This is a genomic window from Streptomyces sp. 71268, assembly GCF_029392895.1.
Taxonomy (GTDB): Bacteria; Actinomycetota; Actinomycetes; order Streptomycetales; family Streptomycetaceae; genus Streptomyces.
In genome coordinates, this window is sequence record NZ_CP114200.1 from 5,029,850 (window position 1) to 5,045,112 (window position 15,263).

At 74.7% G+C, this 15,263-nt stretch carries 9 protein-coding genes; 6 read left to right on the top strand and 3 right to left on the bottom strand.

Translation table 11 applies throughout. The features are described 5' to 3' along the window. The first annotated feature begins 377 nt into the window (after nt 1–377). Both OYE22_RS19890 and OYE22_RS19895 read left to right on the top strand, forming a co-directional pair. Nucleotides 378–3,239, top strand: coding sequence for an FAD-binding and (Fe-S)-binding domain-containing protein (locus tag OYE22_RS19890; protein WP_277324220.1), 2,862 nt, complete (start codon nt 378–380; stop codon nt 3,237–3,239). A gap of 263 nt (nt 3,240–3,502) precedes the next feature. After that, nucleotides 3,503–4,369 (top strand): antibiotic biosynthesis monooxygenase, encoded by an 867-nt coding sequence (locus tag OYE22_RS19895; RefSeq protein WP_277321671.1) that lies wholly within the window; start codon nt 3,503–3,505, stop codon nt 4,367–4,369. Between the two features lie 227 nt (nt 4,370–4,596). Here the strand turns inward: OYE22_RS19895 and OYE22_RS19900 are convergent, their stop codons facing one another. From OYE22_RS19900 to OYE22_RS19910, 3 genes are all read right to left on the bottom strand, one after another. Beyond that, the gene (locus tag OYE22_RS19900) at nt 4,597–6,180 is read right to left on the bottom strand and encodes a SulP family inorganic anion transporter (protein ID WP_277321672.1); all 1,584 of its coding nucleotides are present in this window, start codon (nt 6,178–6,180) and stop codon (nt 4,597–4,599) included. 123 nt (nt 6,181–6,303) lie between these two features. Beyond that, the gene (locus OYE22_RS19905; RefSeq protein WP_277321673.1) at nt 6,304–6,912 is read right to left on the bottom strand and encodes a carbonic anhydrase; all 609 of its coding nucleotides are present in this window, start codon (nt 6,910–6,912) and stop codon (nt 6,304–6,306) included. A gap of 450 nt (nt 6,913–7,362) precedes the next feature. Beyond that, on the bottom strand, nt 7,363–7,758 hold the full coding sequence (locus OYE22_RS19910) for a hypothetical protein (protein ID WP_277321674.1): 396 nt from the start codon (nt 7,756–7,758) through the stop codon (nt 7,363–7,365). An 847-nt stretch (nt 7,759–8,605) separates the two neighbouring features. On the opposite strand from OYE22_RS19910, the gene OYE22_RS19915 reads away from it, so the two are divergent. The 4 genes from OYE22_RS19915 to OYE22_RS19930 all read left to right on the top strand — a co-directional run bounded on the left by OYE22_RS19915 (nt 8,606) and on the right by OYE22_RS19930 (nt 15,179). Further along, on the top strand, nt 8,606–9,523 hold the full coding sequence (locus tag OYE22_RS19915; protein ID WP_277321675.1) for a TIGR03084 family metal-binding protein: 918 nt from the start codon (nt 8,606–8,608) through the stop codon (nt 9,521–9,523). A 111-nt stretch (nt 9,524–9,634) separates the two neighbouring features. Then, the gene (locus OYE22_RS19920; protein ID WP_277321676.1) at nt 9,635–11,485 is read left to right on the top strand and encodes an acyclic terpene utilization AtuA family protein; all 1,851 of its coding nucleotides are present in this window, start codon (nt 9,635–9,637) and stop codon (nt 11,483–11,485) included. Continuing rightward, nucleotides 11,482–13,080, top strand: a complete 1,599-nt coding sequence (locus OYE22_RS19925; RefSeq protein ID WP_277321677.1) for a carboxyl transferase domain-containing protein — start codon at nt 11,482–11,484, stop codon at nt 13,078–13,080. Before OYE22_RS19920 ends, OYE22_RS19925 begins: the two co-directional genes overlap by 4 nt. Nucleotides 13,081–13,118: 38 nt before the next feature. Next, nucleotides 13,119–15,179: a biotin carboxylase N-terminal domain-containing protein gene (locus tag OYE22_RS19930; protein WP_277324221.1), complete on the top strand. Its 2,061-nt coding sequence runs from the start codon at nt 13,119–13,121 to the stop codon at nt 15,177–15,179. Nucleotides 15,180–15,263: the final 84 nt, after the last annotated feature.

A 15,263-nucleotide genomic window follows, 5' to 3' on the forward strand; every position in this document is an offset into this window, starting at 1 on the left:
GTCTCGCGCGTGGGGGCCGGGCCTCCCCCGCTGGGCTGGGGTCGGGGCCCGCCCCGTGCGCCACCTCACCCCAACCACCCCTCCCCAGGCACGCTGGACCCATGGCGCAGAAGAGCAACGACCCGGAGTCAGGCGGCGACCAGCGGCATTCCGACGAACCGAGCGGCCAGCCGGCGGCTGCCGGCGACGGGCCACCCACCAGGGACAGTCCGGCCCCCACCCGGCGGGGAGAACGACCCGGGCGCCCGGCCACCCGGCCCACGCGACCCCGAAGCCACGCCGAAGACAGCGCCGAGAGCCGCGCCCTCACCCACGCCCTGCGGGCGGCCGTGCGCGGCGACGTGGCGGCCGATACCACCACCCGCGCGCTGAACACGATGGACGCCTCGAACTACCGCCGCGTGCCGCTCGCCGTCGTCGCGCCGCGCGACGTGGACGACATCGCGGCCACCCTCGCCGTCTGCCGCGAGCACGGCGTGCCCGTCGTACCGCGCGGGGGCGGGACCTCGATCGCCGGGCAGGCGACCGGGGTCGGGGTCGTGCTCGACACGACCCGGTACCTGAACCGCGTCCTCTCGCTCGACCCCGAGGCCCGTACGGCCGTCGTCCAACCCGGTGTCATCTGCGACGAGCTGCGCTCGGCCGCCGCGCCGTACGGGCTGACGTTCGGGCCCGACCCGTCCACGCACAGCCGTTGCACCATCGGCGGAATGATCGGCAACAACTCCTGCGGCGCGCACTCGGTGGCCTGGGGCACCACCGCCGACAACGTGCGGGAGGTGACGGCGCTGCTGTACGGGGGCGAGCGGGCGCGGCTCCTCGGGGAGGGGGACGGTGGCGGCCTGGACGGGCTGCCCGTCCGCCTGCGGGACGGGTTGCGGGGGCTGGTGGACGGGAACCTGGCGCTGCTGCGCACCGGCTTTCCCGAGCTGCCGCGCCGCATCTCCGGGTACGCGCTCGACGCGCTGCTGCCGGAGCGCGGCCTCGACCTGGCGCGCGCCTTCACCGGCAGCGAGGGCACCCTCGGGGTGGTCAGTGAGGCGACGGTACGGCTCGTACGGGCGCCGGGGGCGCGGGCGTTGGCGATCCTCGGGTACGCGGACGAGAACGCCGCCGCCGACGCGGCCAGCACGCTGCTGCCGCACGGGCCGCTGACCGTCGAGGGCATGGCCAGCGACCTGGTGGGGCCGGTCGCCGCCGCGTCGCTGCCGCGCGGCGGGGCCTGGCTGTTCGTGGAGGTGGGCGGCGACAGCCCGGAGCAGGCGCGGGCGCACGCCGGCGCGCTGTTGCGCGACGCGGCGGCCGAGTGCACCGACAGCGCCGTCATCACCGACCCCGCCCACCAGCGCGCCCTGTGGCGCGTCCGCGAGGACGCCTCCGGCACGGCCACCCGGATGCCGGACGCCGGGGGCGCCTCACTGCCCGGGCGGAGCCGAGGGCTCGGGGGAGAGGCGTGGCCGGGGTGGGAGGACTGCGCGGTGCCGCCGGCCCGGCTCGGCGGCTACCTGCGGGACTTCCGCGCCCTGCTCGCCCAGCACGGGCTGCGCGGCACGCCGTACGGGCACTTCGGTGACGGCTGCATCCACGTGCGGATCGACTTCGACCTGCTGACCGAGCCCGGCATCGCGCGCTTCCGCGACTTCTCGTACGACCTGGCCGACCTCGTCGTCGCGCACGGCGGTTCGCTCTCGGGCGAGCACGGCGACGGGCAGGCGCGCGCGGAGCTGCTGCCGAAGATGTACGGGAACGAACTCGTCCAACTCTTCGAGCGGTTCAAGGACCTGTGGGACCCGGCCGGCGGGATGAATCCGGGGATGCTGGCCCGGCCGCACCGGTTGGACGAGAACCTGCGGTTCGCGGTGTTGCCGCGCGAGCCGGTGGACGTCGCGTTCGGCTATCCGGAGGACGGCGGCGACTTCTCGGCCGCGGTGCGGCGCTGCGTGGGCGTCGCCAAGTGCCGTACGACCTCCGTGAGCGGCGCCGGCGTGATGTGTCCCTCGTACCGCGCCACCGGCGACGAGCGGCACTCGACCCGGGGGCGGGCCAGGCTGTTGCACGAGATGCTCGCCGGCGAGGTCATCGCGGACGGCTGGCGCTCGACCGAGGTGCGCGACGCGCTCGACCTGTGCCTGTCCTGCAAGGGGTGCCGCACCGACTGCCCGGTGGGCGTGGACATGGCCACGTACAAGGCGGAGTTCCTGCACCACCACTACGCCGGCCGGCTGCGGCCCGCCGCGCACTACGCCATGGGCTGGCTGCCGGTGTGGCTGCGGACCGCCGCCGCGCTCCGGCTGGCACCGGTGGCGAACGCGGCGGCCCGGGTCGGGCCACTCGCCGCGCTGGCCAAGCGAGTTGGCGGCATCGCGCCCGAGCGTGACCTGCCGGAGCTGGCCGCCGAACCCTTCCCCCGCTGGTGGCGCACCCGGGCCCGGCGGCGGGCTGGCCGACCCGGAGTACGGGAGCGTGGCCGGGACCGGGACCGGGACCGGGGCCGTGATCGGCCCACCGTGGTGCTGTGGCCCGACACCTTCACCAGCTACCTCGCGCCGAGCGTCGGGCGGGCCGCGGTCGCCGTCCTTGAGGACGCCGGGCTACGGGTCGTCGTGCCGCCCACCGGGCCGGGCCGGCCGCTGTGTTGCGGGCTGACCTGGGTCTCCACCGGTCAGCTCGACCGGGCCAAGCAGGTGATGCGGCGCGCCGTGGACGCGGTGACCCCGGCCCTGGACGCGGGCCTGCCGCTGGTCGTCCTCGAACCGAGCTGCGCCGCGACACTCCGCGCCGACCTGCCCGAACTTCTCGGCCCCGACACACCGGGCGCGGCCCGACTCGCCGCGTCGGTGCTCACCTTCGCGCAGGCCCTGGATCAGTACGCGCCGAACTGGCACCCGCCGCGCGTGGACCGCCCCGTCGTCGGCCAGACCCACTGCCACCAGCACGCGGTGCTCGGCGACGCGGCCGAGCGCACGCTGCGCGAGCGGGCCGGGCTGACCGGCGAACTCAGCGGCGGCTGCTGCGGCCTCGCCGGCAACTTCGGCTTCGAGGCCGGGCACTACGAGGTCTCGGTGGCCTGCGCCGAAGAGGCGCTGTTGCCCGCCGTACGGGACCGGCCGGACGGCGCCGAGGTGCTGGCGGACGGGTTCTCCTGCCGTACGCAACTCCACCAACTCGCCGGCCAGCGCGCCCGCCACCTGGCCGAGGTGCTGGCGGAGGCGCTGGCCGGACGGCGGGACGAAGAGTGAGCCGACGCCCGGTCCCGAACGGGGTTGACTTCAACTGTGGTTGAAGTTTCAGGATGGTCACCATCCGCGCCGCGCCCCCGGCCCGCTGGCCAGCGCACGCGTGCGTCGCTCACGGCAGGGGACGGCAGGGGCGACGCCGCCCGGCGCCCGGGCCCGGGGCACGGCGCGGTCCGGCACGCACGCGCGGCGCACGCACCCACGCGCGGCACGCACCCGGTGCGCGGCGTGTGCCGCGCGCCGCCCGGACCACGAGGAGACCGGCGATGACCGCAGAGGACCGTACGACCACGCACACGGGGGCGGGCGGGACGGCCGAGGTGGGCGAGGCGGCTGAACCGGCCGTCGGCCCGTTCGCGTATCCGGACGCCACCAGGGCCGACGCCGGCCTGGCCACGTTCAGCACCTGGCGGGTGGGCACGCCCGAGCGGCAGCGCGCCGCCGTGGACGCCATCGCCGCCACCTGGCGGCGACTGCCCTGGCCCACGCCCGAGCTGCTGGGCTACAGCGTGTACACCGGCACCGACGGCGAGACGCTGTTGCACTACGCGCAGTGGACGAGCGAGGCGGCGCGCGAGGCGTACGTCGGGGCGGGGCGGCAGGCGGCGCACGCCGCCGAGATCGACGCGGCGGTGCCGGGCATCGAGCGCGACGGGGTGACGTCCTACCGGCTCTACCGCAGCGCCTTCACGCCGCGCTCGCGCGGCCCGCGGGCGCCGGCCGTCGGCTGCGCCGTCGCCGTGAGCATCGAGTTCGACGGGCCGGACGAGGCACGGCTGCGGCGCTGGGTGGACGGCTGGTTCGACGGGGACGAACCGGAGGTCGACGACTTCGACGGGCTGCTCGCGGCGCACTTCCACGTGAGCACGGACGGCACGCGGGTGCTCAACTACGCGGAGTGGGTGAGCGTGCAGGCGCACGTCGACGCGCTGGCCGCGATTCACGAGGACCATCAGGACAACCAGGAACACCAGGACCACCGGGACCAACAGGCCGATGACACCGACGGTGACCGCGACAACGACCAGTGGCAGAACCAGTTGGCCTTCCCCGGCCTGAAGTCCACCAGCTTCCAGCGGTACCACCTGAGCTGGACCCGCACCAGCCCGCACCCCGCCCCCGGCCCCGCCTGAGCCCCACGGCACACCCGTACGCGTACTCGTACGCCCCCACTCGCCCCCGCGCCCGCACCCATATCCACACCCAGGGTCGACGCCCCGCACCTCCCGAACAGCCCACGCGCGCGCGTGGGCCGGGCGCGGCGGAGGTCGCCGGGCCCGGCCCGGTGGTGCGTGCCCCCCCCCCCGTCCCCGTCCCCGTTACGGGAACGGAGACGGGGCAGGGGCGGTCGGGGGAAGGGTCAGGCGGTCACCCGCTCGCGTTCCTTCTCGGTGCGCCCCTCCGCCGGGGCGGACGGCGGCGCGTCGGCGTCGGCAGTCGTGTCGGCCCCCGTGTTGTCGGGAGCCGTCGCCGCGCCGTCGACCCGTGCCTCGGCGGCGATCCGTACCGGCACCGTGCCCTCGTCGTTGTGCCGCTCGGCCCAGCCGGTGAGGGCCGTGCTGCACGCGTGGTCGAGGTGGCGCAGGCCGGACAGGTCCAGTTCGATGGGCCGGTCGGCCGGCAGCCCCTCCAGCGTGTCGAGCATCTTCGGCAGCCGCAGGAACGTCGCGTTGCCGGTGAGGGAGACGCGGATGGTGCCGCTCGGCGTCTCCTTGACCGAGGTCTGGATGTGCGAGGTCTCCCAGGCCGTCTTGATGATGGACAGCGCCAGGCCGATCAGCACGCCCTCGAACATGTTGACCGCCACGATGGATATGGCCGTGACGCCCAGGATGATCGCCTCACCCCGGTGCTTGCGCCACATCGGCACCAGGTGGCCCAGCGGCAGCAGCTTCCACCCCGCGTGGACCAGGACACCGGCGAGCGCGGCGAGCGGGATGAGGCCGATGACGGCCGGCAGCAGCGCGGCGAACAGCAGCAGCCACACGCCGTGCAGCACCCGGGACGCCTTGGTGACGGCCCCGGCGTGCACGTTGGCCGAGCTGCGCACGATGACCGCGGTCATCGGCAGCGCGCCGAGCACGCCGCAGAGCGTGTTGCCCGCGCCCTGCGCCATCAGCTCCTTGTCGTAGTCGGTGCGCGGCCCGTCGTGCAGCCGGTCCACCGCCGCGGCGCTGAACAGGCTCTCGGCGGACGCGATGAGGGTGAAGGCCACGATGGTGCCGATGATCCCGACCTGGGCCAGGTCGTCGAAGTCGCCACCGCCCGGCACGTTCACCGAGTCGAGCAGGCCCTGCACCTTGACCTTGGCGATCGACAGGTCGGCCAGCGCGGTCACGCCGGTGGCCAGCAGGACGGCGGCCAGCGCGCCGGGCACGACCCGCACTTTCGCGGGCAGGTACGGCCAGGTGGCGAGGATCGCCACGACGCCGGCGCCGACCGCGAAGGCGATCAGCGCGTCGCCGCTCCCGGCGATGTCGCCGACCAGGCCGGGCAGTCCGGTGATCTTGTCGAGGCCGGTCTTGGGCGCGGTGATGTCGCCCATGGCGTACAACTGGCCGGCGATGATGACCAGGCCGATGCCGGCGAGCATGCCCTCGACCACGGATATGGATATGGCACGGAACCAGCGGCCGAACCCCAGCGCGCCGAGGGCGAGTTGGGCCAGCCCGCTGACCAGCACGATGACGCCGAGGGCGCCGAGGCCGTAGGTCTCGACCGCCTCGTAGACGAGTACGGTCAGGCCCGCGGCCGGGCCGCTGACCTGGAGGCTGCTGCCGGGGAGCATGCCGGTGACGATGCCCCCGACGATGCCCGTGATCAGCCCTACCTCGGCCGGCACGCCGGAGGCGACGGCGACGCCGACGCACAGCGGCAGGGCGACGAGGAAGACGACGAGTGAGGCGGCGAAGTCACGCCGCAGGGTGAGTGCGGTGGGGCGCATGGTGTCCTCGCGATGCGGTTTGCCGTGGCTCGGTGGCACGGGGCCGGGAGCCACGGGTGGTCTGGGGGGTTGGGCGGAGCCGGAGGGCTCGGCCGACAGGTGAGCGTCGTCCGTCATCGGGGCTCACAGCGGGAGGAACGCGTCGTCGGACGACCGGTGTTCGAGCACGGCGCCCGTGTGCACCTCGTAGAACCAGCCGTGCAGCCCGAGCGTGCCGGCGGCCAGCCGGCGCTCGACGCACGGGTAGCCGCGCAGCCGCTCCAACTGGGCCAGCACGTGCGCCTGGACCGGGCGCGCGACCTCAGGCCCGTGGTCGCCTGGCTCCAGTGGGCCCTCGGGCCCGGTCGGCGAATGGGCGGCGTGGGACAGCCAGTTGGAGACGGCCGGTACGGCGGTCAGGTCCTCGCCACGGACGAGCGCGCCGACGGCGCCGCAGTGCGAGTGGCCGCACACCACGATGTCCGCGACGCCGAGCACCTCCACCGCGTACTCGATGGTGGCGGTCTCGCCGCTGGGGTGGTCCGGGCGGTACTCGGGCACGATGTTGCCCGCCGTACGCAGCTCGAAGAGCCCGCCCGGGCGCGCGCCGGTGATCAGCGACGGGACGACGCGGGAGTCGGAGCAGGTGATGAAGAGCGCCTCCGGCGACTGTCCGGCGGCCAACGCGGCCAGGTCGGCGCGCTGGTGGAGCTGGTCACGGAAGGTACGGGCGTGGTCGATGAGGGATTTCATGTCAGTTGCCTCCTGCGCTGAAGGGGGGTGCGCATCGGTACGAACTGGCGTATAGGGAACAGGGAGGGCCCGGGCGGAGCCGTTCCGAGCGGGGGAGAGGGTGGCCGCACCTGACGGTCGGCCGACGGGCGGCCCATGGGGAACCACCGGTGCGGGGGCCGAGGTACGGCCATCGTCACCGGTCGGTGCCGCGCCCGGATGGGGCGCGCGGGAGTCACCGGGGGCACGCGGTGGCGTGCCCGCGGCGGGGGCGGCGCATCAGGGGTGTGCTGGGTGCTCGGAAGGTCGCCAGGGGGAGCGGACCGCCACTGGGGGCCTGGCCGGGACCTCGCTACGGCCGGAGTACGGCCGCTCCACGGTTCCACGGGGCACGACGGTGGGCCCGGCGCGGAGCGCGGCGTGGGTCCGGGCCGGGCGTGGGCGCCGGTCCGGTGCTCTTACGCGGCCGTCTCAGCAGCGAAAGACCTGGAGCATGACGGGCAGTGCCGCCCCGCGTTCTCGGTGTTGCCCGAGGGACGCGCAGTCGGGACCGCCCGGCCCTGGGGCGCCACACGCGCGCGCGGCGTGCGTGACGGGCGTCGAACTGCACGGCCGGGAGGTCGGCGGCGCGGTCTGGGTCGTGCCGTAACGGCCCGACGACGATGACCGAGCGGGCAACTCCTCGCCCTGCCGTGGCTGCCGTGGAGTGTCCTCACACAGCCTGACGGTCTCCGCCGCCTGACCGGCGCTGTACGAGCCGGCGGGGGCGGGGGCGGCGGCCTGCGCGGTCGGAACGCTCAACAGCACGGCCAGCATGGCGCCGATCACGGCCGCCAGCAGGCTGAGTGCCGCCCGTTTCCGTACCACCGCACCGCCCTCGTCCGAGAGTTCAGGAGACCTGGAGAAAACACCCGCTGCGTAAGGGGTGTCCCTGGCTCGCGCCCAGGACTTTCAGCGTATAACCCGATGACCGCGCACGCGCGCGCGCCGAAGTAAACGTCTGGTTTCCGAGCTGTGGAGAGCGGCCGATATGCGGTTTCGGACGACCGGTATGACCTGCGCGTATGGCCCGTCCACGGCCCCAACTAGCCACAAATCCCGGCAAGTTGCTGACGGCGGGCCGTCATCTGAGACGGTCGGTTGCCACTGTGACCTCGCCCACCTGGTCTTATCTGGCCACCGAGTTCGCCCGAATCCTTTCCCTGACGCGCCGCTGTAGGCCGATAGGGGGTGCGATAGGGGCCGGAAGGGGCGCGGGCGGCGCGCGTCGCTCACAGAAAACAATGCAATCACGCTTGCTTGTTTCTGGCGAGGCTGCCACTCTCGTTCTCGGCACCGGGAGGACTGCCCCGGCGCCCGCCGCGCGGTGTGCCCGCTGCCGCGCCGGCGATCCCCAACACCCGTCGCCCGCCTGAGCCGAGTCCATTCCGATCCACTCCCGATCGGCTTGCGAGCCGTTCCGATCCGAACCCGAGCCGTGCCGGTTCGGCCCCGAGTCGTTCCGGCGCGTTGCTGAGCGAGGCCGCCCCGTCCGTCGCGCGGCCTCATCCCGGCCGCTGCCCGGACCGGGCCGGCTCGCTGTCCGAACGGGCCGTTCCGCCGGGGGCGCGAGCGGTTCGGGCATCGCGACGAGCACGACCCGAAGAGCGCCCGAACAGCAACCAGGAACACCCGAGGAACTACCGAGGAGCACCCGAGGAGATGGGGAGCGCACATGGCCGACACCGCCGCCCTGCTCGATGACCTGCGGGCCGAGGGCGACGAGCTGGACGCGCTGGTCGCCGGGCTCGACCCCGCCCAGTGGGCCCGGCCGACGCCCGCCGTCGGCTGGACCATCGCGCACCAGATCGCCCACCTAACCTGGACCGACGCGCGGGCGAGCGAGGCCGCGTCGGCGCCGGAGGTGTTCGCGCGGGAGGTCGAGAAGGCCGCCGCCGCGCCGGAGCGCTTCGTCGACGAGGGCGCGGCGGCCGGCGCGCTGGAGCCGCCGGCCACCCTCCTCGCCCGCTGGCGCGCCGGCCGCGCCGCGCTCGGCGAGCTGCTCGCCACGCGGCCCGAGGGCGCGAAGCTGCCGTGGTACGGGCCGCCGATGGGGGTCGCCTCGATGGCGACCGCCCGGCTGATGGAGACCTGGGCGCACGGGCAGGACGTGGCGGACGCGCTCGGCGTGCGCCGCACGCCCACCGCGCGGCTGCGGCACATCGCCCACATCGGCGTACGGGCGCGCGACTACGCCTACGCGATCAATCAACTCTCCCCACCAACTGAGGAGTTCAGGGTGGAGCTGACGGCACCCGACGGGGCGCTGTGGACGTACGGGCCGCCCGAGGCGTCCCAGCGCGTCAGCGGGCCCGCGCTTGACTTCTGCCTCCTCGTCACGCAGCGCGCGCACCGCGACGACCTGGCCCTGCGGGTGGACGGCGGCGAGGCCAGACGGTGGCTCGGCATCGCCCAGGCGTTCGCCGGCCCGCCGGGCGCGGGCCGCCCCGCCGGCAGCCTGGCCGGCGCCGCCGTGGCCGCCGCACACGGCGCGGGCCCCGGCGCGCACGCGGCGGTGGCCCCGGCTGTCGACGGCGTCACGGCCGTTGACGCGGGCCGCTGCCGGACCAAGCGGCGCGGGGGCGGGGCATGAGCGGGGGGGACGGGCATGGGCGCGAAGGGTTCCGGCGCGAAGGGTTCGGGCGCGAAGAGTTCAGGCCCAGCGAGTCCGGGCGTGGAGCGTTCGGGTGGGGCGGGGTGGCCGATGGGTGGGGCCGAGGCCGCGCGGGCCGGGCTTCCGGCGCCGGGGCCGCTGCGGGTCGGGAACGCGTCCGGGTTCTACGGGGACCGGTTCGACGCCCTGCGCGAGATGCTCACCGGCGGCCCGCTGGACGTGCTGACCGGCGACTACCTGGCCGAACTGACCATGCTCATCCTCGGCCGAGACCGGCTGAAGGACCCGAACCGTGGCTACGCCAGGACCTTCCTGCGGCAGTTGGAGGAGGGGCTCGGGCTCGCCGTCGAGCGCGGCGTGCGGATCGTGGCCAACGCGGGCGGGCTGGCCCCGGCCGCGCTCGCCGACGCCGTACGCGAACTCGCCGACCGGGTGGGGGTTCCGGTACGGGTCGCCCACGTGGAGGGCGACGACGTGCTGGAGCGGGCCCAGCGCGAGGGCTGGGGCGCGGACGCGCTGACCGCCAACGCCTATCTGGGCGGCGCGGGCATCGCCGCCTGCCTGCGGGCCGGCGCCGACGTCGTGGTCACCGGCAGGGTGACCGACGCGGCCCTGGTCAGCGGGCCCGCCGCCGCGCACTTCGGGTGGGCGCCCGACGACTGGGACGCGCTGGCCGGCGCCGTCGTCGCGGGCCATGTCCTGGAGTGCGGCGCGCAGGCCACCGGCGGCAACTACGCCTTCTTCACCGAGCACCTACCCCGCCCGCAGGACCCGTTCGGCGCCTCCCGATCCTCCGCCGAAACCTTCAACCAACCCTTCACCGCGCCCCTTCCGCACCAGGCGTCCCCGGCCGGCCCCGGGCGGCGCGTCCCGTACCGCCCCGGCTTCCCGCTCGCCGAGATCCACGCCGACGGCTCGTGCGTGATCACCAAGCACCCGGGCACCGGCGGCGCCGTCACCACCGAGACCGTCACGGCCCAACTCCTCTACGAGACGCAGGGCGCGCGCTACGCGGGCCCCGACGTCACCGCCCGGCTCGACACGTTGCGCCTGGTGCGGGAGGGGCCCGACCGGGTGCGGATCAGCGGCGCGCGCGGCGAGGCTCCGCCGCCCGACGTCAAGGTCGGGCTGACCCGGCTCGGGGGCTGGCGCAACGAGGTCACCTTCGTCCTGACCGGCCTGGACATCGAGGCCAAGGCCGCTCTCGTACGGGACCAGGTGGAGGAGGCGTTGGCCGGTCAGCGGCCCGCCGAGGTGTGCTGGACGCTGGCGCGGACCGATCGCCCGGACGCCGCCGTGCAGGAGGAGGCCAGCGCGCTGCTGCGGCTCGTGGCCCGCGATCCGCGACAGGAGCCGGTGGGGCGGGCGCTGAGCGGCGCGGCCGTTGAACTCGCCCTCGCCAGCGTTCCCGGCTTCCACGTCACCGCCCCGCCCGGCAAGGGCGCCCCGTACGGCGTCTTCGAGGCCGCGTTCGTACCGGCGGCCAGCGTGCCGCACACGGCGGTGCTGCCCGGTGGCGAGCGGCTTTCCGTCGACCCTCCGGCGCACACCCGAGGGTTGGTCCCGCTCGACGCGCCGCCGCTGCCCGAGCCACTGCCGTCCGGGCTGCCGACGGTACGGGCCCCGCTCGGCCGCGTCGTCGGGGCCCGCAGCGGCGACAAGGGCGGCAGCGCCAACATCGGCGTGTGGGCTCGCTCGGACGCCGGCTGGCGCTGGCTGGCCCACGAACTCACCGTCGAGCGACTGCGCCGCCTCCTCCCGGAGGTCGAAGAGTTGCCGATCACCCGACACCTGTTGCCCAACCTGCGCGCGCTCAACTTCCTCGTCGAAGGGTTGCTGGGCGAGGGCGTCGCGGCCCAGGCCCGGTTCGACCCCCAGGCCAAGGCCGTCGGCGAGTGGCTGCGCGCCCGTCAACTCGACCTCCCGGAGGAGCTGTTGTGACCGTCATCGCGTCGGCGCTCGACACGACGAGCCCCGAGTACGCCGCCCACCGGGAGGCCATGCTCGACAAGCTCGCCGCCGTCGAGGCCGAACACGCCAAGGCGATCGCCGGCGGCGGCGAGAAGTACGTCACCCGGCACCGCGAGCGCGGCAAGCTGCTGGCCCGTGAGCGGATCGAACTCCTCGTGGACCCTGACACGCCCTTCCTCGAACTCTCCCCGCTCGCCGCCTGGGGGAGCGACTACGCCGTGGGCGCGGCCCTGGTCACCGGCATCGGCGTGGTCGAGGGCGTGGAGTGCCTGATCACGGCCAACGACCCGACCGTACGCGGCGGGGCCAGCAACCCGTGGACGCTGAAGAAGGCGCTGCGCGCCAACGAGATCGCCCGCGCCAACCGGCTGCCGTGTATCTCGCTGGTCGAGTCGGGCGGCGCCGACCTGCCCAGCCAGAAGGAGATCTTCATCCCCGGTGGTGCCCTGTTCCGGGACCTCACCCGGCTCTCGGCCGCCGGCATCCCCACCGTGGCCGTGGTGTTCGGCAACTCGACCGCCGGCGGCGCGTACGTCCCCGGCATGTCCGACCACACGATCATGGTCAAGGAGCGGGCCAAGGTCTTCCTCGGCGGACCGCCGCTGGTCAGGATGGCCACCGGCGAGGAGAGCGACGACGAGTCGCTGGGCGGCGCTGACATGCACGCCCGCGTCTCCGGGCTGGCCGACCACTTCGCCGTGGACGAGCGGGACGCGCTGCGCCAGGCCCGCCGCGTCGTCGCCCGCCTCAACTGGTCCAAGGCACACGCCGACCCGCCGCCGGCCGAACCGCCCAGGTACCCCGAGGAAGAGTTGCTGGGCATCGTGCCCGGCGACCTCAAGGTCCCCTTTGACCCGCGCGAGGTGATCGCCCGCCTCGTGGACGGCTCGGACTTCGACGAGTTCAAGCCGCTGTACGGGCCGAGCCTGGCCACCGGCTGGGCCACCCTGCACGGCTACCCGGTCGGCATCCTGGCCAACGCGCGGGGCGTACTCTTCTCGGCCGAGTCGCAGAAGGCCGCCCAGTTCATCCAACTCGCCAACCAGCGCGACATCCCGCTGGTCTTCCTGCACAACACCACCGGCTACATGGTCGGCAGGGAGTACGAGCAGGGCGGCATCATCAAGCACGGCGCCATGATGATCAACGCGGTCTCCAATTCGACCGTCCCGCACCTGTCCGTGCTGGTGGGAGCCTCGTACGGGGCCGGCCACTACGGCATGTGCGGCCGGGCGTACGACCCGCGCTTCCTGTTCGCCTGGCCCAGCGCCAAGTCCGCCGTGATGGGCCCGCAGCAACTCGCCGGCGTGCTCTCCATCGTCGCCCGCGCCTCGGCCGCAGCGAAGGGCCAGCCGTACGACGACGAGGGGGACGCCGCGCTGCGCGCCATGGTGGAGCAGCAGATCGAGTCCGAGTCGCTGCCGATGTTCCTCTCCGGCCGGCTGTACGACGACGGCGTGATCGACCCGCGCGACACCCGCACCGTCCTGGGCCTGTGCCTGTCGGCCATCCACACCGCACCGGTCGAGGGCGCCCGTGGCGGCTTCGGCGTCTTCCGGATGTGAGGCACCCCGTGACCCACGTGACCGAAGCCGAGGCATCAGTGATCACCACCCTGTTCGTCGCCAACCGTGGCGAGATCGCCCGCCGCATCTTCCGTACCTGCCGTGAGCTGGGCATCTCCACCGCCACGGGGTACTCCGACGCCGACGCGGGCGCCCCGCACACCCGCGAGGCGGACGCCGCCGTCCACCTGCCGGGCAACGCGCCCGCCGACACCTACCTGCGCGCCGACCTCCTGGTGAAGGCCGCCCTGGCCTGCGGCGCGGACGCCGTCCACCCCGGCTACGGCTTCCTCTCCGAGAACCCCGACTTCGCCCGCGCCGTCATCGACGCCGGCCTGACCTGGGTCGGCCCGCCACCGGCGGCCATCGCGGTCATGGCGTCCAAGACCCGGGCCAAGGAGCTGATGGCCGGCGCCGGCGTGCCGCTGCTCGCGCTCGTACGCCCCGAGGAGGCGACCGAGGCAGACCTGCCGCTGCTGGTCAAGGCGGCGGCCGGCGGCGGCGGGCGCGGCATGCGGCTCGTACGTGAACTCGCCGCGCTCCCGGAAGAGATGAAGGCCGCGAGCGTCGAGGCGGCCTCGGCGTTCGGTGACGGCGAGGTGTTCGCCGAGCCGTACGTGGAGCGCGGGCGCCACGTCGAGGTGCAGATCCTCGCGGACGCGCACGGCACGGTGTGGACGCTCGGCACCCGCGACTGTTCGCTCCAGCGCCGGCACCAGAAGGTCATCGAGGAGGCCCCGGCCCCCGAGCTGCCGGACGCGCTGCGCGCGGCGCTGCACGAGGCGGCGGCCCAGGCGGCCACCGCGATCGACTACCGGGGCGCCGGCACGGTCGAATTCCTCGTCTCTCCGCAGGGCCGCGGCTACTTCCTGGAGGTCAACACCCGCCTCCAGGTCGAGCACCCGGTCACCGAGTGCGTCCACGGCCTCGACCTGGTGGCCTGGCAACTGCGCGTCGCCGAGGGCCACCCGCTGCCCGCCACGCCCCCCGAGCCCACTGGGCACGCAGTGGAGGCCCGGCTGTACGCGGAGGACCCGGCGCGCGACTGGCAGCCGCAGACCGGCCTGGTGCGCCGCTTCGACCTCGGCCCGACGACGCCGACCGGGCCCGGCCAGCCGCTGCCGCCCGCCGGGTTGCGGGTGGACTCCGGCTTCGGCGCCGGCGACACCATCAGCCCGCACTACGACCCGATGCTGGCCAAGGTCATCGCCTGGGCCCCCACTCGCGCGGAGGCCGTCCGCCGCCTCGCCCACGCCCTGGAGCGGGCCCGCCTGCACGGCCCGGTCACCAACCGCGACCTGCTCGTACGCGCCCTGCGCCACCCGCGCTTCCAGGCCGCCGACCTCGACACCGGCTTCCTCGACCGCCACCTGACCGAGCTGACCGGGTCCGCCCCGGGCGAGGCGGGTGAGGTGGAAGAGTTGGGTGCCTCGGAAGAGTCGGGCCGCGCGGAAGGGCCTGGCGGGCCCGGCGGGACGGGCGTGCGGCTGGCGGCGCTGGCCGCCGCGCTGGCGGACGGCTGCGGGCGCTCGCGGTTCGGCGGCACCCGCTACGGCGGCGCCTGGCGCAACGTGCCGTCCCAGCCGCAGACCCGGAGCTACCGCAGCGAGCCGGACGGCACCGAGCACGAGGTCCGCTACCGGCTCACCCGCGCTGGCCTGGACGCCGACGGCCTGCCCGGCGTCCGCCTGCTCTCGGCCACCCGCGATCAGGTCGTCCTGGACGTGGCCGGCGTCCGCCGAACCCTTGCGGTGAGCGCGTACGAGGACGGGACGGTCTACGTCGACACGCCGCCGCCCGCCGCCGGCCCTCCCGGCCAGCCCACCGCGTACGCCCTCACCCCGCTGCCCCGCTTCCCCGACCCGAGTGCCCGCTCCGAGCCCGGTTCGCTGCTCGCGCCCATGCCCGGCACTGTCATCCGGCTCGCCGACGTGGCCGAGGGCGACGCCGTGCGGGCCGGCCAGCCGCTGCTGTGGCTGGAGGCGATGAAGATGGAACACAAGATCACCGCCCCGGCCTCCGGCACCCTCACGGCCCTGCGCGCGGTCCCGGGCCAACAGGTGGAGGTCGGCGCCCTGCTCGCCGTCGTCTCCGACTGACCGGCCCGGTCCCCCGACCCGTACCCCTGAGCCCGTACGCGCCACAGGCACCGCAGGCACCACACCCCGCGCACCGTACGCACC

Bases quoted from the DNA above. Each gene is read 5' to 3' on its own strand.
- OYE22_RS19890 (WP_277324220.1), top strand. From the start codon at position 378: ATGGACGCCTCGAACTACCGCCGCGTGCCGCTCGCCGTCGTCGCGCCG.
- OYE22_RS19895 (WP_277321671.1), top strand. From the start codon at position 3,503: ATGACCGCAGAGGACCGTACGACCACGCACACGGGGGCGGGCGGGACG.
- OYE22_RS19900 (WP_277321672.1), bottom strand. From the start codon at position 6,180: ATGCGCCCCACCGCACTCACCCTGCGGCGTGACTTCGCCGCCTCACTC.
- OYE22_RS19905 (WP_277321673.1), bottom strand. From the start codon at position 6,912: ATGAAATCCCTCATCGACCACGCCCGTACCTTCCGTGACCAGCTCCAC.
- OYE22_RS19915 (WP_277321675.1), top strand. From the start codon at position 8,606: ATGGCCGACACCGCCGCCCTGCTCGATGACCTGCGGGCCGAGGGCGAC.
- OYE22_RS19920 (WP_277321676.1), top strand. From the start codon at position 9,635: ATGGGTGGGGCCGAGGCCGCGCGGGCCGGGCTTCCGGCGCCGGGGCCG.